At 50.8% G+C, this 18,683-nt stretch carries 18 protein-coding genes; 13 read left to right on the top strand and 5 right to left on the bottom strand.

All coding sequences use genetic code 11. The annotated features are described in order from the left end of the window. Positions 1-70 precede the first annotated feature (70 nt). Together FOB24_RS09645 and FOB24_RS09640 are read left to right on the top strand one after the other, a co-directional pair. On the top strand, positions 71-883 hold the full coding sequence (locus FOB24_RS09645; protein ID WP_038639148.1) for a Cof-type HAD-IIB family hydrolase: 813 nt from the start codon (positions 71-73) through the stop codon (positions 881-883). A gap of 154 nt (positions 884-1,037) precedes the next feature. After that, positions 1,038-2,300, top strand: a complete 1,263-nt coding sequence (locus FOB24_RS09640; RefSeq protein ID WP_150344826.1) for a DUF1479 domain-containing protein — start codon at positions 1,038-1,040, stop codon at positions 2,298-2,300. An 80-nt stretch (positions 2,301-2,380) separates the two neighbouring features. Here the strand turns inward: FOB24_RS09640 and FOB24_RS09635 are convergent, their stop codons facing one another. Further along, the gene (locus tag FOB24_RS09635) at positions 2,381-3,976 is read right to left on the bottom strand and encodes an ABC-F family ATPase (RefSeq protein ID WP_038639134.1); all 1,596 of its coding nucleotides are present in this window, start codon (positions 3,974-3,976) and stop codon (positions 2,381-2,383) included. 232 nt (positions 3,977-4,208) lie between these two features. On the opposite strand from FOB24_RS09635, the gene ldtB reads away from it, so the two are divergent. Further along, positions 4,209-5,129, top strand: a complete 921-nt coding sequence (gene ldtB / locus FOB24_RS09630; RefSeq protein ID WP_038643088.1) for a L,D-transpeptidase — start codon at positions 4,209-4,211, stop codon at positions 5,127-5,129. A 94-nt stretch (positions 5,130-5,223) separates the two neighbouring features. On the opposite strand, the gene FOB24_RS09625 is transcribed toward ldtB, so the two are convergent. Together FOB24_RS09625 and mntR are read right to left on the bottom strand one after the other, a co-directional pair. Beyond that, on the bottom strand, positions 5,224-6,333 hold the full coding sequence (locus tag FOB24_RS09625; protein WP_085047460.1) for an anion transporter: 1,110 nt from the start codon (positions 6,331-6,333) through the stop codon (positions 5,224-5,226). Then, complete coding sequence (mntR, locus tag FOB24_RS09620) at positions 6,330-6,803, bottom strand: manganese-binding transcriptional regulator MntR (RefSeq protein ID WP_038639127.1); 474 nt, start codon at positions 6,801-6,803, stop codon at positions 6,330-6,332. The genes FOB24_RS09625 and mntR overlap by 4 nt, the downstream gene beginning before the upstream one ends. Before the next feature lie 186 nt (positions 6,804-6,989). On the opposite strand from mntR, the gene mntS reads away from it, so the two are divergent. Further along, a complete protein-coding gene (gene mntS, locus FOB24_RS09615) occupies positions 6,990-7,118 on the top strand; it encodes a manganase accumulation protein MntS (RefSeq protein WP_003831584.1) in 129 nt (42 codons plus the stop codon). A 276-nt stretch (positions 7,119-7,394) separates the two neighbouring features. Beyond that, positions 7,395-8,981, top strand: a complete 1,587-nt coding sequence (locus FOB24_RS09610; RefSeq protein WP_085047461.1) for a phosphoethanolamine transferase — start codon at positions 7,395-7,397, stop codon at positions 8,979-8,981. Positions 8,982-9,044: 63 nt separating this feature from the next. On the opposite strand, the gene ompX is transcribed toward FOB24_RS09610, so the two are convergent. Then, positions 9,045-9,560, bottom strand: a complete 516-nt coding sequence (gene ompX, locus FOB24_RS09605; RefSeq protein WP_003035257.1) for an outer membrane protein OmpX — start codon at positions 9,558-9,560, stop codon at positions 9,045-9,047. A 400-nt stretch (positions 9,561-9,960) separates the two neighbouring features. Here ompX and rhtA point away from each other — a divergent pair, with 400 nt between their 5' ends. From rhtA to ybiO, 6 genes are all read left to right on the top strand, one after another. Next, entirely contained in the window at positions 9,961-10,848 is an 888-nt protein-coding gene (gene rhtA / locus FOB24_RS09600) for a threonine/homoserine exporter RhtA (RefSeq protein ID WP_085047462.1), read from the top strand. A gap of 303 nt (positions 10,849-11,151) precedes the next feature. Then, the gene (dps, locus tag FOB24_RS09595; RefSeq protein ID WP_038639118.1) at positions 11,152-11,655 is read left to right on the top strand and encodes a DNA starvation/stationary phase protection protein Dps; all 504 of its coding nucleotides are present in this window, start codon (positions 11,152-11,154) and stop codon (positions 11,653-11,655) included. Between the two features lie 365 nt (positions 11,656-12,020). Further along, positions 12,021-12,767, top strand: a complete 747-nt coding sequence (gene glnH / locus FOB24_RS09590) for a glutamine ABC transporter substrate-binding protein GlnH (protein WP_038639115.1) — start codon at positions 12,021-12,023, stop codon at positions 12,765-12,767. A gap of 136 nt (positions 12,768-12,903) precedes the next feature. Continuing rightward, a complete protein-coding gene (gene glnP / locus FOB24_RS09585) occupies positions 12,904-13,563 on the top strand; it encodes a glutamine ABC transporter permease GlnP (protein ID WP_006685364.1) in 660 nt (219 codons plus the stop codon). Beyond that, complete coding sequence (gene glnQ / locus FOB24_RS09580; RefSeq protein WP_042309588.1) at positions 13,560-14,282, top strand: glutamine ABC transporter ATP-binding protein GlnQ; 723 nt, start codon at positions 13,560-13,562, stop codon at positions 14,280-14,282. The genes glnP and glnQ overlap by 4 nt, the downstream gene beginning before the upstream one ends. A 117-nt stretch (positions 14,283-14,399) precedes the next feature. After that, positions 14,400-16,637, top strand: a complete 2,238-nt coding sequence (gene ybiO / locus FOB24_RS09575) for a mechanosensitive channel protein (protein ID WP_150344825.1) — start codon at positions 14,400-14,402, stop codon at positions 16,635-16,637. Here ybiO and rlmF read toward each other — a convergent pair. After that, positions 16,634-17,560 (bottom strand): 23S rRNA (adenine(1618)-N(6))-methyltransferase RlmF, encoded by a 927-nt coding sequence (rlmF, locus tag FOB24_RS09570; RefSeq protein ID WP_150344824.1) that lies wholly within the window; start codon positions 17,558-17,560, stop codon positions 16,634-16,636. The two genes, ybiO and rlmF, sit on opposite strands and share 4 nt — an antisense overlap. A gap of 211 nt (positions 17,561-17,771) precedes the next feature. On the opposite strand from rlmF, the gene mcbA reads away from it, so the two are divergent. Further along, a complete protein-coding gene (mcbA, locus tag FOB24_RS09565) occupies positions 17,772-18,032 on the top strand; it encodes a DUF1471 family periplasmic protein McbA (protein WP_069323210.1) in 261 nt (86 codons plus the stop codon). Between the two features lie 143 nt (positions 18,033-18,175). After that, positions 18,176-18,442, top strand: coding sequence for a DksA/TraR family C4-type zinc finger protein (locus FOB24_RS09560; RefSeq protein WP_150344823.1), 267 nt, complete (start codon positions 18,176-18,178; stop codon positions 18,440-18,442). The last annotated feature ends 241 nt before the right edge of the window (positions 18,443-18,683 follow it).

The raw sequence follows: 18,683 nt of genomic DNA, 5'->3' as shown, positions 1-18,683 counted from the left end.
ATTAAATTTGTGCTTCAGGTCACATTGTTATTAGAATGTTTCTGGTCGCAGTTATGAGCCAGGAGCAAGTATGACCATCAAAGTTATCGTCACCGATATGGACGGAACTTTTCTCGACGACGCCAAGAAATACGATCGTGCACGTTTTATGGCGCAGTATCAGGAACTGAAAAAACGAGATATTGAATTTGTCGTGGCCAGCGGCAACCAGTATTTCCAACTGATCTCCTTTTTCCCGGAGCTTAAAGACGAAATATCGTTTGTCGCTGAGAATGGCGCACTGGTTTATGAGCATGGCAAACAGTTGTTTCACGGCGAGCTTACCCGTCACGAATCACGCATTGTTATTGGCGAACTCCTCAAAGACAAGCAGCTCAATTTTGTTGCCTGTGGTCTGCAAAGCGCCTACGTCAGTGAGAATGCTCCTGAGTCTTTCGTGGCATTGATGTCGAAACACTACCATCGCCTGAAACCGGTGAAGGATTATCAGGACATTGATGATGTGCTGTTTAAGTTTTCGCTGAACTTACCCGACCAACAAATCCCGTTGGTTATCGATCACCTGCATACCGCTCTGGATGGCATAATGAAGCCCGTCACCAGCGGCTTTGGGTTTATCGATTTGATTATTCCGGGCTTACATAAAGCCAACGGTATCAGCCGCCTGCTGAAACGCTGGAACCTGTCTCCACAAAACGTCGTCGCCATTGGCGATAGCGGCAACGATGCAGAAATGTTGAAAATGGCGCATTACTCTTTCGCCATGGCCAATGCGGCAGAGAGCATCAAAGCGATTGCCCGCTATCAGACCGATGACAATAACCATCAGGGCGCGCTGAATGTGATTCAGGCGGTGCTGGATAACACCTCTCCTTTTAACTAACGTCTAATCCTGCTAACCGGGGCGTGCTCCGGTTCTCACGCTTAATGCATTCCGTGCACACCATCAAGTTTTTAAACTTGCATTAACCTATTTTTAACTTATATTGCATGTGTAAGATAAATTAGTTTCGAATGAAAGTTAATGCGAGGTGGTTATGGCTTTTACGTTTACCAGCGACACATTGCCCGTCGATCACAAAGCGGCAATCCGTCAGATGAAACAGCAATTGCGGGCACAGCTTGGGGATGTTCAGTTGATTTTCAATCAGTTGAGCGATGCCATTGCCACTCGCGTGGCGGAAATCAACGCCCTCAAAGCGCAAGGTTCCCCAGTTTGGCCAACGTTGTCCTATGCGGATATCAAGGCGGGACGCGTAAACGCAGAGCAGCGTGAAGAGATTAAGCGTCGCGGATGCGTGGTCATCAAGGGACATTTCCCCCGCGAACAGGCGCTGGCATGGGATCAGTCGATGCTCGATTACCTGGATCGAAACCATTTCGATGAGGTCTACAAAGGCCCCGGTGATAACTTCTTTGGCACCCTCAGCGCATCCCGACCGGAGATCTACCCCATCTACTGGTCCCAGGCGCAAATGCAGGCCCGTCAGAGCGAAGAAATGGCCAATGCGCAGTCATTCCTTAATCGCCTGTGGACGTTTACAAGCGAAGGGAAACAATGGTTTAACCCGGACATCAGCGTCATCTATCCTGACCGCATACGTCGTCGTCCGCCGGGAACAACGTCCAAAGGGCTGGGCGCGCATACGGATTCCGGCGCGCTGGAGCGCTGGCTTCTGCCGGCATATCAGCAGGTCTTTGCGAATGTTTTCAATGGCAAGCTGGAAGATTACGATCCATGGCAGGCGGCGCATCGCACAGAAGTTGAAGAGTACACGGTAGATAACACCACTAAATGTTCAGTATTTCGTACCTTCCAGGGCTGGACGGCACTGTCCGATATGTTGCCAGGTCAGGGATTGTTGCACGTAGTCCCGATTCCTGAAGCGATGGCCTATGTGCTATTACGTCCATTGCTTGACGATGTGCCGGAAGATGAGCTTTGCGGCGTCGCGCCCGGCAGAGTTCTGCCGATTTCCACGCAATGGCATCCGCTGCTGATAGAGGCGTTAACCAGTATTCCGCAACTGGACGCCGGAGACTCCGTCTGGTGGCATTGCGATGTGATCCACTCCGTCGCGCCGGTGGAAAATCAGCAAGGCTGGGGCAATGTGATGTATATCCCTGCCGCGCCGATGTGCGAAAAGAATCTGGCCTACGCCCACAAAGTGAAGGCCGCGCTGGAAAAAGGCGCGTCGCCGGGGGATTTCCCGCGCGAGGATTATGAAACTGGCTGGGAAGGACGCTTCACGCTGGAGGATTTGAATATCCACGGTAAACGCGCGCTGGGTATTATTTAATGTGTCACTGACGCCATTTCCTAAGTATTTCACGTTACAGGTGCAGCCATCACACCTGTAACGCGGAAGACGACGGGAAATTAGCCGTCGATACCTTTACTACGCAAGTAATCTTCGTAGTTACCGGTGAAGTCGATCACGCGCTCCGGCGTAATTTCAATCACACGGGTTGCCAGAGAACTGACGAACTCACGGTCGTGAGAAACGAAAATCAACGTGCCCTGATACATTTCCAGCGCCATGTTCAGCGACTCAATCGATTCCATATCCAGGTGGTTAGTTGGTTCATCCATTACCAGAATATTCGGTTTCTGCATCATCAGCTTACCGAACAGCATGCGCCCTTTTTCACCACCGGAGAGCACTTTTGCAGGCTTCTTGATATCGTCCTGGCTGAACAGCAGACGACCGAGGAAGCTGCGCACAACCTGTTCATCATCGCCTTCTTGTTTCCACTGGCTCATCCACTCGAATACGGTCAGATCGTTTTCGAACTCATATTCATGATCCTGCGCGTAGTAACCAACTTGCGCGTTTTCGGACCACTTCACGGTACCGTTATCCGGCTGCAAATCACCGACCAGCGTTTTCAGCATAGTGGATTTACCCACGCCGTTGGCGCCCAGAATGGCAATCTTCTCACCCACTTCGAGCAGCAGATTGAAGTTTTTAAACAGCGGGCCTTCATCAAAACCTTTAGTAAGCGCTTCCACTTCCAGCGCGTTACGGAACAGTTTCTTATCCTGTTCGAAGCGAATGAACGGGTTCTGACGGCTGGAAGCTTTAACTTCTTCCAGTTTAATTTTATCTATCTGACGGGCGCGGGAAGTCGCCTGACGAGATTTTGAGGCGTTGGCGCTAAAGCGGCTGACGAAAGATTGCAGGTCAGCAATCTGCGCTTTCTTCTTGGCATTATCGGCCAGCAGGCGTTCACGCGCCTGGGTGGCCGCCGTCATGTATTCGTCGTAGTTCCCCGGATAAACACGCAGTTCGCCGTAGTCCAGATCCGCCATGTGCGTGCAGACCATGTTCAGGAAGTGACGGTCGTGCGAAATGATGATCATGGTGCTGTCACGTTCGTTCAGCGTCTGCTCCAGCCAGCGGATGGTGTCGATATCCAGGTTGTTCGTTGGTTCGTCGAGCAGCAGAATATCCGGGTTAGAGAACAGCGCCTGCGCCAGAAGCACACGCAGCTTCCAGCCGGGTGCGACTTCGCTCATCGGGCCGTAATGTTGTTCTACCGGAATACCCACGCCCAGCAGCAGTTCGCCCGCACGCGCTTCAGCAGAATAACCGTCCATTTCACCGTACTGAACTTCGAGGTCAGCCACTTTATAGCCGTCTTCTTCACTCATTTCGGCCAGCGCGTATATACGATCGCGCTCCTGCTTCACTGCCCACAGTTCAGCATGCCCCATGATCACGGTGTCAAGCACGGTGAACTCTTCAAAGGCGAACTGATCCTGACGCAGCTTACCGATGCGCTCATTCGGATCGAGGGAAACGTTACCCAGCGTCGGTTCGAGATCACCGCCGAGAATTTTCATAAAAGTGGATTTACCGCTACCGTTCGCGCCAATCAGGCCGTAACGGTTGCCGCCGCCAAATTTGACGGAAATATTTTCAAACAGCGGCTTACTGCCAAACTGCATGGTGACGTTGCTGGAAACTAACACTGGCGTATCCTGAAAGAGAAAGAAATATGTGACAAACCGCTTATTATGCCATAAGTCTACGATAAGATCGCCCCTTCATACTGAAGGGGGAAAGTGAAAGCAAAAGGAAAAAAATGTGATTTAGTACACATCCGAATTCCTTGTTGCTCAGATTGCACATATAATGCGTGCCCAACACTACATAAATCTCAACCCACTCGCCTGCCTGGCACTGAATCTCGCATACATGAAGATGAATATGAAATTGACAACGCTTTTCGCGGCGGCACTTGCGGTAGTTGGTTTTTGCAACACTGCCTCAGCCGTCACGTACCCGCTGCCTACCGATGGTAGCCGTTTGATTGGCCAAAACCAGGTCATCACCATTCCTGAAGGCAATACCCAACCGCTGGAGTATTTTGCGGCAGAATATCAGATGGGTCTGTCTAACATGCTGGAAGCGAACCCTGGCGTGGATACTTTCCTGCCGAAGGGCGGCACCGTACTGAACATTCCTCAGCAGTTGATCCTGCCGGATACCGTGCATGAAGGTATTGTTATCAACAGCGCTGAAATGCGTCTGTACTACTACCCGAAAGGCACCAACACCGTTATCGTTCTGCCGATCGGTATCGGCCAGTTAGGCAAAGACACGCCGATCAACTGGACCACCAAAGTAGAACGTAAGAAAGCGGGCCCAACCTGGACGCCAACGGCGAAAATGCATGCGGAATACCGCGCTGCGGGCGAACCGCTGCCAGCCGTGGTTCCGGCAGGCCCGGATAACCCGATGGGGCTGTACGCACTGTATATCGGCCGTCTGTATGCTATTCACGGCACCAATGCTAACTTCGGCGTTGGTTTACGTGTCAGCCACGGTTGTGTCCGTCTGCGTAACGACGACATCAAATTCCTGTTTGAAAATGTGCCGGTCGGCACTCGCGTACAGTTTATCGATGAGCCGGTGAAAGCCACTACCGAACCAGACGGCAGCCGCTACATCGAGGTACACAACCCGCTGTCCACCACGGAAGCACAGTTTGAAGGCGGGGAAATCGTACCGATTACGCTGAACAAGAGCATTACCAGCGTCACCGGTCAGTCTGATGTCGATCAGTCCGTCGTTGAGCAGGCGGTACAGAACCGTTCTGGTATGCCGGTTCGTCTGAACTAATCTGCTATACATGCCCGATGGCGCTACGCTTATCGGGCCTACCAACGCAGTAGGCCGGATCAGGCGCCAGCCGCCATCCGGCACACCATATCAATTACATCATCTGCAGCAAAACATACCCTACCAGCGCCGCCCATATCAGCATCGGCAACGAATACCAATGAAAACGCCACCAGATCCGTCGATCGTTTGCCATGCGTAAAGCGATAAGATTCGCCAGCGATCCCGGCAGCAGACCAAACCCACCCACATTAACTGCCCAGGCCAGCAGCAGCGTCGGCGGAACGTAGTTCAGCAACAAAATCGTACTGGGAACATTACTGATAAACTGCGACAGGCCAATGGCCGTCAACCAGAGACCCGGCGCTGAGAGCGTGCCAATCTGGTGCGTTATCCCCTGCAATGCCGGTAGCTGCGTCAGCAAATACACATCGATAAACATCGCCATAAATACCAGCAGCAGCGTCCAGTCCACGCTGAGGATGACGCGACGCGCCAGAACCATGAACCCCGCCGCCACAATCGCCAGACCCCACAGCTCTTGTTTTAACTCCAGCGCCGTCAGAAAGATGATATACAGCGCCAGACAGCTCCACACCAGGCGTGGTTGCCAGTCTGGCGCGCGCGTCCCGGTATGATAGTGCAATGCTTTGTTCGGGAAACTGAACCAGCACAGCACCACCAGCGTCAGCATCATGGCACCCGCGAGCGGCGCCATTTGCCACGTAAACGCGGTAAATGACAACCCGGAGCGCCCCCACATCAGGATATTTTGCGGATTGCCGATTGGCGTCAGCAACGATCCGGCGTTTACCGCCAGCGCCTCAAAGATAATCAGGCGATTCACCGGAATGGCGCACAATTTTTTCAGGGTGATGGTCAGCGGGACAACAATAAACAATGCCACATCGTTGGTCAGAAACGTCGACAGCAGCGCCGCCGCCAGCACCATAAATATCGCCAATTGGCGTTCAGTGTGAAAGCGGCGGGTCATCTTGCGCCCTAACACATCGAAGTAACCGCTTAATTCAACGCCTTTGGTCAGTAACATCAGGCCGCTAAGCGTAATAATGGTGTGCCAGTCAATCGCTCCAGGCCAGGAACGGGGCGTAAATGGCGTGAACACGCTCAGTACAACCCCGACGATGATTAACAGCTGGAAAAAACGATCGCGCTGCAAGGCGCGTAGTAAAGGAAAACTCATTCAGAGCCAGATCCTTGCTGTTGCGTAAAACGGCTAAAAGCCTCCAGCGTTTCCTTACTGACGTGGTGCTCCATTCCCTCTGCATCACGGCGGGCAATTTCCGGGCTGATACCTAACATCAACAGGAAATTTTCCACAATCTGATGACGCTCCCGGCTCTCCTGGGCCAGACGTTCGCCTTCTGCGGTTAAAAACACACCGCGCCAGGGGATCATTTCAATCAACCCGACGGAAGCAAGGCGCTTCAACATTTTGGCAACCGTCGGCTGGGAAACCCCGAGTCGGGCAGCCATGTCAACCTGGCGCGCTTCACCTACCTCAATAATGAGATCGGAAATCAGCTCTACGTAGTCATCAATCAGCTCGCGGCGATGCGCCTCCCGGACCTGACGAAATCCTTCAACGTGTTCTTCGACATTCACCAATTGCGTCACTTTTTTTGTTGTTGGCGTACCTGCGCGACGACTCATTCTGCTTCCTCGTTACTGTGACGCGTTAACGGCATCTGATTAGAGAGCGCTCATTGTAAACCAGAGTTGCGTGGGCACAAAAAATTAACGTTTTAGCAATAGCTATATAATATAGCCTGTGCTATATCTGTATATAATAAAGACATCCCTCAAGGACTGATGGGATCGTGAAGTCAGGAGGTTTATATGAATGAATTTAAGAGGTGTATACGCGTGTTTAGCCATTCTCCCTTTAAAGTACGGTTGATGCTTATCTCTATGCTGTGTGACATGATCAACAGCAAACCAGAGCAGGATAAACCTTCAGAAAAATAATGCGGCGTCGCGGTACGCCGCTTCCTTTCCCTGCTGTCATCTGGGTACAGTAGTGTTTTTCGTCCCAATAACCCTGCTTTTTGTCAGTTTTGCCACCTCTCTCGCAAAACAATTTCCTTGTAGTAGTTGACCTTCTCTCATGCACACTCTATCTTTTCGCAGCCCTGCGTATATTGCGGCTCGCGGATGCGGACCCTATCCCTCTTCTCGCTCTCTCAGGCAGGCAATGACCCTTAACGCCAGGGTAAGCACATGGCGTTTTTGCATTAGTGGCGTATGAATTTAACCCTCAAAGATTCAATCATTGCTCGTAGCCGGGCCATTAGTCCGTGGACTGGCCTCTATTTCTTACAGTCTATGCTGATCAACCTGGCGTTGGGCTATCCGCTTAGCTTGCTCTACAGCGTTGCTTTCACCTGTATATTAATACTGCTGTGGCGCAGCGCGCCGCGCGCGCAGAAAGTGCTGATCGGCATTTGCTCACTTATTGCGGCAATGTACTTTCCGTTTGGTCAGGCTTACGGTTCGCCTAACTTCAATACGTTGCTGGCGCTGCATTCAACCAATATGGAAGAGTCCACCGAGATCCTGACCATCTTCCCCTGGTACAATTATCTGGTTGGGGTATTTATTTTTGCCCTCGGCGTTATCGCCGTACGCCGTAAAAAAGAAGCGCAGAAGCGCAGTTGGAATAAGTACGACAGTCTGTGTTTGTTGTTTAGCGTCATCGCGTTTTTTGTTACCCCGGTACAAAACCTGGCCTGGGGCGGCGTGTTCAAGCTTAAGGACACCGGTTATCCGGTTTTCCGCTTCGCCAAAGACGTGATCGTCAATAATAACGAAGTGCTCGATGAACAGGAGCGCATGGCGAAGCTGTCGAGTGTGAAAGACAGCTGGACAGTAACCGCCGTGAAGCCAAAGTATCACACCTATGTCGTGGTCATTGGTGAAAGCGCCCGCCGCGATGCATTAGGCGCGTTTGGCGGTCACTGGGATAACACCCCGTTTGCCAGTTCCGTTAACGGCTATCTGTTCGCAGATTACATTGCCGCAAGCGGTTCAACGCAAAAATCGCTTGGCTTAACGCTTAATCGGGTCGTTGATAATAAGCCGCAGTTCCAGGATAACTTTGTCACTCTGGCTAACCGCGCGGGATTCCAGACGTGGTGGTTTTCCAATCAGGGGCAGATTGGTGAATACGATACGGCTATCGCCAGTATCGCAAAGCGGGCTGATGAAGTGCACTTCCTCAAAAATGGTGATTTCGAAGCGGATAAAAATACCCGTGACGAAGAACTTTTAAAGATGACCGCCCAGGTGCTGGCAACCGAGCGCACTCAGCCGCAGCTCATCGTGCTGCATTTAATGGGTTCACATCCGCAGGCCTGCGACCGTACGCAAGGAAAATACGAGACCTTCGTTCAGTCAAAAGAGACATCTTGCTATCTGTACACCATGACGCAGACGGATGACCTGCTGCGCCAGCTTTACGAGCAATTACGTAACAGCGGCAATAGCTTCTCGATGGTCTATTTCTCCGATCATGGCCTCGCCTTTAAAGAGCGGGGAAAAGAGGTGCAGTACCTGGCGCATGACGATCGGTTCCAGCAGAATTTCCAGGTGCCTTTTATGGTGCTGTCGAGCGATGATAAAGCGCATCGGGTGATCAAAGCCCGTCGCTCTGCCAATGATTTCCTCAGCTTTTTCTCTCAATGGACGGGGATCAGCGCGAAGGAAATTACCAACAGCTACCGTTTTATCTCAGAGAAGAAAGCCGGACCGGTGTATATCACCAACTTCAAACTGCAGAAGGTGGATTACAACCATCTGGGTACCGATATCTTTGAGACCAAATCTCGTTAATCTCTAAATTACACTCAAAAAAAATCCGCCTCAAAAGGCGGATTTTTTATATCACCGAAGTGATTAGAAGCGGTAACCCACGCCAGCGATCCAGGTGCCAACGTCAACGCTACGAATACGGCTCTGCTCATAGGAGAAGTCCAGAGCAACGTTTTCGATCGGGTTGAACTGCAGACCAGCACCGTAAGAGAAACCGTAGTCGCTGGTGGTGTGGTTGTCAGCCGGAGATGCTGCGTTCTGGAATTTACCGTAACCAACACCCACTACACCGTAGATGCTTGCCCAGTCGTTCAGACGGTAAGCCGGACCCGCAGTGATGCCGTAGTACTGGGTTTTGTTGTAGTCGCCAGAAGCATCGGTACGGTCTTTTTCAGTGTAAGTGAAGGAACCGATTACACCCAGCGGGTTGTTGTCCTGCTCGTAGCGATACTTCAGGTTGAAACCGTTCATTTTGTTCGCTGCGCCCTGAGCATCACTCTGAGCGTAACCACCAGTAACGGTAGAAGTAGCAGCTACAGCAGTACCTGCGGAGAAAGCCAGAACAGCGGCCAGTGCTGAAAGACATGCAATTTTTTTCATAACCACCTCAAATGTGCTTCAAGTAAATCCTAAGTTTTAAATATAACAAAAATTGATGGGAAACTCTTTGCGATTCGCGGTGTCTAACGGGCTCTTTCATGTAACAAAACATTTCACAAGCCAGCTATACCTTTCAATTTACACCACTTTTTTAATCTAATGAGCCATTATTGCGCGCACAATACGACACATTCATCCAGATAATTCCTAATCACGCAGATTATTAATCCACCAATTTCGTACCATTGTACGGATCTGAAGAATTTTTTTTTCAACCAATACTCAACCAGTTGAGTGTATTTCCATTACACTCGCTGTTTTACTTTTCTATACATTTTGCCATCCGCGTCGTAACGCCGCGCAGATGAAGAGATGTAACCATCATTTGTCAGGAGAAAGGATGCCGGGGTCGTTACGAAAAGCGCCAGTTTGGTTACCTATTTTAGTTTTGCTTATTGCTATGTCCTCCATTCAAAGCGGAGCATCTCTGGCAAAATCGCTGTTCCCTCTCGTCGGTGCGCCTGGCGTTACCGCGCTGCGCCTCGCGCTGGGCACGCTCATCCTTATCGCCTTCTTTAAACCCTGGCGTTTACGTTTTGCCAAAGAACAGCGCCTGCCGCTGCTGTTTTATGGTCTGTCTCTTGGCGGGATGAACTACCTCTTTTATCTGTCTATTCAGACTGTCCCGCTGGGAATTGCCGTGGCGCTGGAGTTTACCGGCCCGCTTGCAGTGGCGCTGTTTTCATCCCGACGCCCTGTAGATTTTATTTGGGTCGCGCTGGCCGTTCTTGGGCTTTGGTTCCTGTTACCGCTTGGCCAGGACGTTTCTCATGTGGATTTAACCGGCGCAGCGCTGGCGCTGGGAGCTGGCGCCTGTTGGGCCGTTTATATTCTCACCGGGCAGCGTGCCGGCGCGGAACATGGTCCGGCAACCGTAGCGGTGGGTTCATTAATCGCCGCGCTGATTTTTGTTCCCATTGGCGCAGTTCAGGCCGGCGATGCCCTGTGGCACTGGTCAATACTGCCGTTGGGCCTGGCCGTGGCCGTACTCTCCACCGCGCTCCCCTACTCATTAGAGATGATCGCACTAACGCGATTGCCAACGCGGACTTTTGGTACGTTAATGAGCATGGAACCCGCGCTGGCTGCGGTTTCGGGAATGATCTTCCTCGGTGAAACGCTAACGCTTATCCAGACGCTGGCCCTGGGGGCGATTATTGCCGCATCAATGGGTTCTACACTCACTATTCGCAAAGAACCGCAAATTAAGCAAGTTGACGTGAATTAACCCCTTAATATTCTGCATGGTTTGCATAATCATGCAGAATATCCAATTGTAAATCTGCGTGATAATTTTTCTAATAAATAGATTTTTCTCATTCGCCTATTTCTTTTAATTTCCACATTAACATAAAAATAACATTGCATGACAATAAAACCATGTATCCTCATGATTTCAATATATTTTTATTATCCGCTCCTCTCTTCGCTATTAAAGTAATAGGTAACACCGGAAAAATAAATCCAAAATTAGCGCTATACTTATTTCCGTTGAAGAGTTGGGACATAAATATCAAGAGGATATGAAAATATGAGTACCGCAAAACTGGTAAAAACAAAAGCATCCGCCCTCGTTTATACTCGCAACGATGTGACAGACAGCGAAAAGAAAGCCACGGTAGAACTGCTGAATCAGCAAGTGATCCAGTTCATCGACCTGTCGTTGATCACTAAACAGGCTCACTGGAACATGCGCGGCGCGAACTTTATTGCTGTCCATGAAATGCTGGATGGCTTCCGTACTGCCCTGACCGATCATCTCGATACCATGGCTGAGCGCGCCGTACAGTTAGGTGGTGTGGCATTGGGTACAACTCAGGTCATTAACAGCAAAACGCCGCTGAAAAGCTATCCGCTGGATATCCATAGCGTACAGGACCACTTAAAAGAGCTGGCCGATCGTTATGCAGTGGTCGCCAACAGCGTACGTAAAGCCATTAGCGAAGCAAAAGACGAAGATACAGCGGATATCTTCACCGCTGCGTCACGCGATCTCGACAAATTCCTGTGGTTTATCGAAGCCAACATTGAATAACAGCAGACATAAGAATTACCTATAAAACCCTCGCTCCGGCGGGGGTTTTGCACATCTATGGTGCATAACATTGATCATTCGTCACTCCAAAGTAAATTAATTGTAATAATCACCTCACACAATCGTTAACGAAAGATTGTTTTATCAACAATTTTTACGCTAAATAGTCATACCGTTTGCACCGTGTCAGGTACGCACCAAATGAGTGCCCCAAAATAGTGCAGATTCTCCGCTTTGCCCTACTTATTGTGCAGAGAAAAGAAATACCTTCTTTTTAAAACAATGAGTTGCAAAAGTGGCACGATTTTTTCATTAAGCCATATGTTCTCGCAGGGGATCGCCCCGTGGATATAAAAGGAAATCCTATGAAGTCTGTATTAAAAGTTTCACTGGCTGCACTTACCCTGGCTTTTGCGGTGTCCTCCCATGCCGCAGATAAGAAACTGGTTGTCGCAACTGACACCGCGTTTGTTCCATTTGAATTCAAACAGGGTGACAAATACGTTGGATTTGATGTGGATCTGTGGGCTGCCGTCGCCAAAGAATTGAAGCTGGATTATGAACTGAAACCAATGGATTTCAGCGGCATCATCCCGGCTCTGCAAACCAAAAACGTCGACCTGGCACTGGCGGGTATCACCATCACCGACGAGCGTAAAAAAGCGATCGACTTCTCTGACGGCTACTACAAAAGCGGTCTGTTAGTGATGGTCAAAGCGAATAATAACGACGTTAAAAGCGTGAAAGACCTGGATGGTAAAGTCGTTGCTGTGAAGAGCGGCACCGGTTCCGTTGATTACGCAAAAGCTAACATCAAAACCAAAGACCTGCGTCAGTTCCCAAATATCGATAACGCCTATATGGAACTGGGCACCAACCGCGCAGACGCCGTGCTGCATGACACGCCAAACATTCTTTATTTCATCAAAACCGCGGGTAACGGCCAGTTCAAAGCCGTAGGTGACTCGCTGGAAGCTCAGCAGTACGGTATCGCCTTCCCGAAAGGCAGCAATGACCTGCGTGAGAAAGTGAACGGCGCGCTGAAAACGCTGAAAGAGAACGGCACTTATAACGAGATCTACAAAAAATGGTTCGGTACTGAACCTAAATAATAACTGGCAGTGATGCCCGGTGGCGCGATGCATACCGGGCCTTTCCCAGGATTTTTGAGACCTGTAACCGGATAAGCACAGCGTATCTGGCAAAACGGGCATTTGAATATTTACACCACGGTAACAGGAACGACATATGCAGTTTGACTGGAGTGCCATCTGGCCCGCCATCCCGCTTTTGATTGAAGGCGCCAAAATGACCTTATGGATCTCGATCCTCGGTCTGGCTGGCGGCCTGGTAATCGGGCTTGCAGCAGGGTTTGCGCGTACTTTCGGCGGTTGGATAGCCAACCACGTAGCGCTGGTGTTTATCGAAGTCATTCGCGGTACACCAATCGTTGTGCAAGTGATGTTTATCTACTTCGCTCTGCCAATGGCGTTTAACGATTTACGTATTGACCCCTTTAGCGCCGCCGTTGTCACCATTATGATCAACTCCGGTGCCTATATTGCGGAAATCACCCGCGGTGCGGTGCTCTCAATCCATAAAGGATTCAGTGAAGCCGGACTGGCGCTTGGACTTTCACGTACAGAGACTATCCGTCACGTTATTTTGCCTCTCGCGCTGCGTCGTATGCTGCCGCCGCTGGGCAACCAGTGGATCATCAGCATTAAAGATACCTCGCTGTTTATCGTCATTGGCGTCGCTGAACTGACCCGCCAGGGCCAGGAAATCATTGCCGGTAACTTCCGCGCACTGGAAATCTGGAGCGCCGTTGCGGTGTTCTATCTGATCATTACGCTGGTGCTGAGCTTCATTCTGCGTCGTCTGGAAAGAAGGATGAAAATCCTGTGATTGAATTTAAAAACGTTTCTAAGCACTTTGGTCCTACCCAGGTGCTGCACAATATTGATCTGAACATTAAGCAGGGCGAAGTCGTGGTCATCATCGGGCCGTCCGGTTCCGGTAAATCTACTCTGCTGCGCTGCATTAACAAGCTGGAAGAGATAACCTCTGGCGATCTGATCGTCGACGGTCTGAAAGTCAACGATCCCAAGGTCGATGAGCGGTTAATTCGCCAGGAAGCCGGGATGGTGTTTCAGCAGTTCTACCTGTTTCCCCACCTGACGGCGCTGGAAAACGTCATGTTTGGTCCGCAGCGCGTACGCGGGGCGAATAAAGAACAGGCAGAGAAGTTGGCGAAAGAATTGCTGGCGAAGGTCGGCCTGGCCGAGCGCGCGCATCACTACCCTTCTGAACTGTCCGGCGGTCAACAACAGCGTGTGGCTATTGCCCGTGCACTGGCAGTAAAGCCGAAAATGATGCTGTTTGATGAGCCAACCTCGGCGCTTGACCCTGAATTGCGTCACGAAGTTCTGAAAGTCATGCAGGATCTGGCGGAAGAAGGAATGACCATGGTGATTGTGACCCACGAAATCGGCTTTGCCGAAAAAGTGGCCTCACGTCTGATTTTCATTGATAAGGGACGTATTGCCGAAGACGGTAATCCGCAAGCCCTGATTGAAAATCCACCCAGCCAGCGTTTACAGGAATTCTTGCAGCACGTCTCCTGATGCATTGACCTCCCTTCGCCCGAAGGGAGGTTTTCACCAGAATCCTCTCATTTCCATTCTCTTACGCTCTGGCATCTATACTTATCCTTTTGAATTTATTTTCTCATGGGAGGAGTCATGCGCTGGATCCTGTTGGTCTTCTTTTGTCTGCTGAGCATACCGTCTCACGCGGTGACGATACCCGGCGTCACAACCTCGACTTCAGCCGACCCGCAAGCCACCCCCGCAAAAGAGCCTGATGTTGAGCAAAAGAAAGCCGCTTACGCCGCGCTGGCTGACGTACTGGACAATGAAGCATCGCGCCAGGAGTTGATTGGTCAATTGCGCAAAGTCGCGGCAACGCCTCCTCCCGAACCCGTGCCGGTGATTGTCCCCCCCACGCTAACTGAAGAAAAAACGGTGTTGGAAAACGTGACAGATGTCAGTCGTCACTATAGTGAAGTTCTTTCCGACCGCTTTGCCCAGCTTTACCGCAACATCACCGACGCCCCGCATAAAACCTTTAACCCGCAAACCTTCACCAATGCCCTGACCCATTTTTTAATGCTGGCAGCGTCAGTGTTTGGGTTTTACTGGCTGATCCGCCTGTGCGCGCTGCCGCTGTATCGCAAAATGGGGCAATGGGCGCGACGGAAAAACCGCGAACGCAGCAACTGGCTACAGCTTCCGGCGATGATCGTCGGCGCATTTATTATCGATTTATTACTGCTGGCGCTGACGTTGTTTATAGGGCAGATTCTGAGCGATCGAATGAACGCCGGGAGCCGCACCATCGCTTTCCAGCAAAGTCTGTTCCTCAATGCCTTTGCGCTGATTGAGTTCTTCAAAGCGATTTTACGTCTGATATTTTGCCCGACGGTAGCGGAGCTACGCCCGTTTAACATTCAGGATGACGGCGCGCGCTACTGGAATCGCCGTTTGAGTTCATTAAGCAGCCTGATTGGTTACGGACTGATTGTTGCCGTTCCTATTATCTCAAATCAGGTCAACGTGCAGGTCGGTGCGATGGCAAACGTCATCATCATGCTGTGTATCACGCTATGGGCGCTGTATCTGATTTTCAGAAATAAGAAAGAGATCACGCAGCATTTGCTCAATCTGGCGGAAAGATCGCTAGCCTTTTTCAGCCTGTTTATCCGCGCCTTCGCGCTGGTATGGCATTGGCTGGCCAGCGCTTACTTCATTGTGCTGTTTTTCTTCTCGCTGTTTGACCCTGGCAACAGTCTGAAATTCATGATGGGCGCAACGTTACGCAGCCTGGTGATTATCGGCATTGCCGCCTTTATTTCCGGCATGCTTTCGCGTTGGATAGCCAAAACGATTACCCTGTCGCCACATACCCAGCGCAGCTACCCGGAATTACAAAAACGGCTGAATGGCTGGCTGTCGACGGCGTTAAGCGTGGCCCGGATCCTGACGGTGTGCGTCGCGGTGATGCTGCTGCTCAATGCCTGGGGATTGTTCGACTTCTGGAACTGGCTGCATTACGGCGCCGGAGAGAAAACGGTGGATATCCTGATTCGTATCGCGCTGATTCTTTTCTTCTCCGCCATTGGCTGGACGATCCTTGCCAGCCTGATTGAAAATCGTCTGGCTTCCGATATACACGGTCGTCCATTGCCCAGTGCCCGTACCCGCACGCTGTTAACGCTGTTCCGCAATGCGCTGGCGGTGATTATCAGCACTATTACTATCATGATTGTGCTGTCCGAAATTGGCGTCAACATCGCCCCCTTGCTGGCCGGGGCCGGGGCGCTGGGGCTGGCGATCTCTTTTGGCTCGCAAACGCTGGTAAAAGACATTATCACCGGGATCTTCATTCAGTTCGAAAATGGTATGAACACCGGGGATTTAGTCACTATCGGTCCACTCACCGGTACGGTTGAAAGGATGTCCATTCGTTCTGTGGGGGTGCGTCAGGATACCGGGGCGTACCATATCATTCCCTGGTCATCGATAACCACCTTCGCCAACTTTGTGCGTGGCATTGGCTCAGTCGTCGCCAATTACGATGTCGACCGTCATGAAGATGCGGATAAAGCCAATCAGGCGTTGAAAGACGCTGTCGCTGAGCTGATGGAAAAGGATGATATTCGCGGGCTTATTATCGGCGAGCCGTCGTTTGCCGGGATCGTGGGGTTAACCAATACGGCTTTCACCCTACGGGTCTCATTTACGACCCTGCCGCTGAAACAGTGGACGGTACGTTTCGCGCTCGACAGCCAGGTGAAAAAACACTTCGATCTGGCCAACGTACGCGCCCCGGTACAGACGTATCAGGTCTTGCCTGCACCGGTGAATGGCCCTCCGTCGGCGGCAAGCGAACAACTGCCGCCAGGGGAGCCAACGCTCTAGCGTTTACGCGCCATAAAACGACGACGCTGATCGTTATCCATAAAGGTCCAGGCAATAAAGCGGCTCTGCTTTTGCCCCTGGGCCATCTCTTTCTTAACCACTTTCACCGCGCCCGCATCCGTTAATGCGTGATACAGCGGAGGTAAATTCTCACCGCGCGAAACCAGCGTGGTAAACCACATCACCTGACGGCCAAAGGCCTGGCTTTCGGCGATCATTTTCTTGATGAATGCCACTTCGCCGCCTTCACACCACAGCTCCTGCTGCTGTCCGCCAAAGTTCAGCGCATCATCTTTGTCCTGACCCAGATTACGACGCTTACGTTCGCTTCCGGCGCGGGCTGAGGCCGCAGAATCATGGAATGGCGGGTTGCATACTGTGGCTTCATACTGCTCATTTTTATGAATGATACCGGTGAAGATTGACGCTGCATCTTTTTGCCGGCGCAAACGAATTGCGCGAGTCAACCCCGGATTGGCGTTAACAATCGCCTGAGCGCTGTTAAACGCTTCGCGACTGGTTTCGCTACCGGTGAATCGCCAGCCGTATTCATGCACGCCAATCAGCGGATAAATGCAGTTTGCCCCAACCCCTACATCCAGCACGCTCGCATTTACCGGAATAGTTCCTGTCGTTTCACCTAACAGGTCGGCCAGATGGTGAATGTAGTCCGCACGACCAGGAACTGGCGGACACAGAAAACCGTCTGGAATATCCCAGTTTTTCACCGCATAAAAATGCGCCAACAGTGCTTTATTGAGCGCCTTCACTGCCTGCGGATTGGCGAAGTTAACGCTCTGCTCGCCGCCGGGCGTGAGGGTGAGAAATTGCGTCAACTCGGGTGTAACCTGGCATAAAGTCGCAAGATCATAACGGCCATTGTGGCGGTTACGCGGGTGTAATCCCGGTTTCTGGGGGGACATAGCATTCTCCTTTTAACAGCGGCGTAAGATACCCGCATAACGCCACGCGGTAAACACACACAACAAGGATATTTGATTTTTTATGCCTGTACGTTGCCTTACCGATTGTTCAAAAAACAGACATGTTATCACCAGTTTTTTGCGGTTAATGTCTTCCGCTGGCGGCCTAAACTTATCAGGCACCACCTGTTGTTTCTCAGAGGATATCACCATGAAGAAATGCCTCACATTACTTGCCGCTACCGTACTAACCGGTATGACGTTCGCATCCTTTGCCGCACAGCCCAACACCAGCCCAGCAACCGGTCAGCTCCAGGCCTCAGGTACAGTATTCGCTACCGGCGCCACTAACCTGAGCGATCTCGAAGACAAGTTGGCAGAGAAAGCAAAAGAGCAAGGCGCAAAAGGCTTTGTCGTTAACTCTGCGGGCGGTAAAAACCAGATGTACGGTAGCGCCACTATCTATAAGTAACCCCTCCACTTCAGCCCAACTGCATTCATCCCGAATGCAGTTTCCTGCGCGAATGGTCTGAAATCTGATACCGCTGATGTGTGGTCGTTTTTCAGCCATCATATTCGCTATACTTATTCTGTAGACAATAACAGGAGGTACATATGGCATCCGGATGGGCAAATGACGACGCAGTTAACGAGCAGATCAACAATACTATTGAAGATGCTGTTGCCCGCGCACGTGGTGAATTACCGACCGGGGAAAGTCTGTATGAATGCGAAGAGTGCGGTAATCCTATCCCGCAGGCCAGACGTGAGGCAGTGCCAGGCGTACGCTTATGCATAGCCTGTCAGCAGGATAAAGATTCACATAGCTCAGCATTTTCAGGATATAATCGCAGAGGTTCGAAAGACAGCCAGCTACGTTGACTTATCTTTACCAAACGTTTCAGCGCAGATAATTTCCTTTACGAGCACGCTTTTTCGCATGCTGTGTAGCAAAATGTGCCGTTGTCGCTTTCACTGTAAAGCGCAGTGACAAGAACTGTAAATCCCTCTTTCGAATTTATTAATATTCAATAAGTTATTTGTCATTCAATTTTTTTGATTGACGCCGTCAATTCTATTCGATTTTCTCTCGCATAAAAAAACGTGATACTTCTCACATCGA

This window comes from Citrobacter werkmanii (genome assembly GCF_008693645.1).
In the GTDB taxonomy this organism is placed as follows: Bacteria; Pseudomonadota; Gammaproteobacteria; order Enterobacterales; family Enterobacteriaceae; genus Citrobacter; species Citrobacter werkmanii.
This window is presented reverse-complemented; position numbering and strand designations above follow the sequence as displayed.

Coding starts and splice junctions, on each gene's coding strand:
- FOB24_RS09645 (WP_038639148.1), top strand. CDS start 71: ATGACCATCAAAGTTATCGTCACCGATATGGACGGAACTTTTCTCGAC.
- FOB24_RS09640 (WP_150344826.1), top strand. CDS start 1,038: ATGGCTTTTACGTTTACCAGCGACACATTGCCCGTCGATCACAAAGCG.
- ldtB (WP_038643088.1), top strand. CDS start 4,209: ATGAATATGAAATTGACAACGCTTTTCGCGGCGGCACTTGCGGTAGTT.
- FOB24_RS09625 (WP_085047460.1), bottom strand. CDS start 6,333: ATGAGTTTTCCTTTACTACGCGCCTTGCAGCGCGATCGTTTTTTCCAG.
- mntR (WP_038639127.1), bottom strand. CDS start 6,803: ATGAGTCGTCGCGCAGGTACGCCAACAACAAAAAAAGTGACGCAATTG.
- mntS (WP_003831584.1), top strand. CDS start 6,990: ATGAATGAATTTAAGAGGTGTATACGCGTGTTTAGCCATTCTCCCTTT.
- FOB24_RS09610 (WP_085047461.1), top strand. CDS start 7,395: ATGAATTTAACCCTCAAAGATTCAATCATTGCTCGTAGCCGGGCCATT.
- ompX (WP_003035257.1), bottom strand. CDS start 9,560: ATGAAAAAAATTGCATGTCTTTCAGCACTGGCCGCTGTTCTGGCTTTC.
- rhtA (WP_085047462.1), top strand. CDS start 9,961: ATGCCGGGGTCGTTACGAAAAGCGCCAGTTTGGTTACCTATTTTAGTT.
- dps (WP_038639118.1), top strand. CDS start 11,152: ATGAGTACCGCAAAACTGGTAAAAACAAAAGCATCCGCCCTCGTTTAT.
- glnH (WP_038639115.1), top strand. CDS start 12,021: ATGAAGTCTGTATTAAAAGTTTCACTGGCTGCACTTACCCTGGCTTTT.
- glnP (WP_006685364.1), top strand. CDS start 12,904: ATGCAGTTTGACTGGAGTGCCATCTGGCCCGCCATCCCGCTTTTGATT.
- ybiO (WP_150344825.1), top strand. CDS start 14,400: ATGCGCTGGATCCTGTTGGTCTTCTTTTGTCTGCTGAGCATACCGTCT.
- rlmF (WP_150344824.1), bottom strand. CDS start 17,560: ATGTCCCCCCAGAAACCGGGATTACACCCGCGTAACCGCCACAATGGC.
- mcbA (WP_069323210.1), top strand. CDS start 17,772: ATGAAGAAATGCCTCACATTACTTGCCGCTACCGTACTAACCGGTATG.
- FOB24_RS09560 (WP_150344823.1), top strand. CDS start 18,176: ATGGCATCCGGATGGGCAAATGACGACGCAGTTAACGAGCAGATCAAC.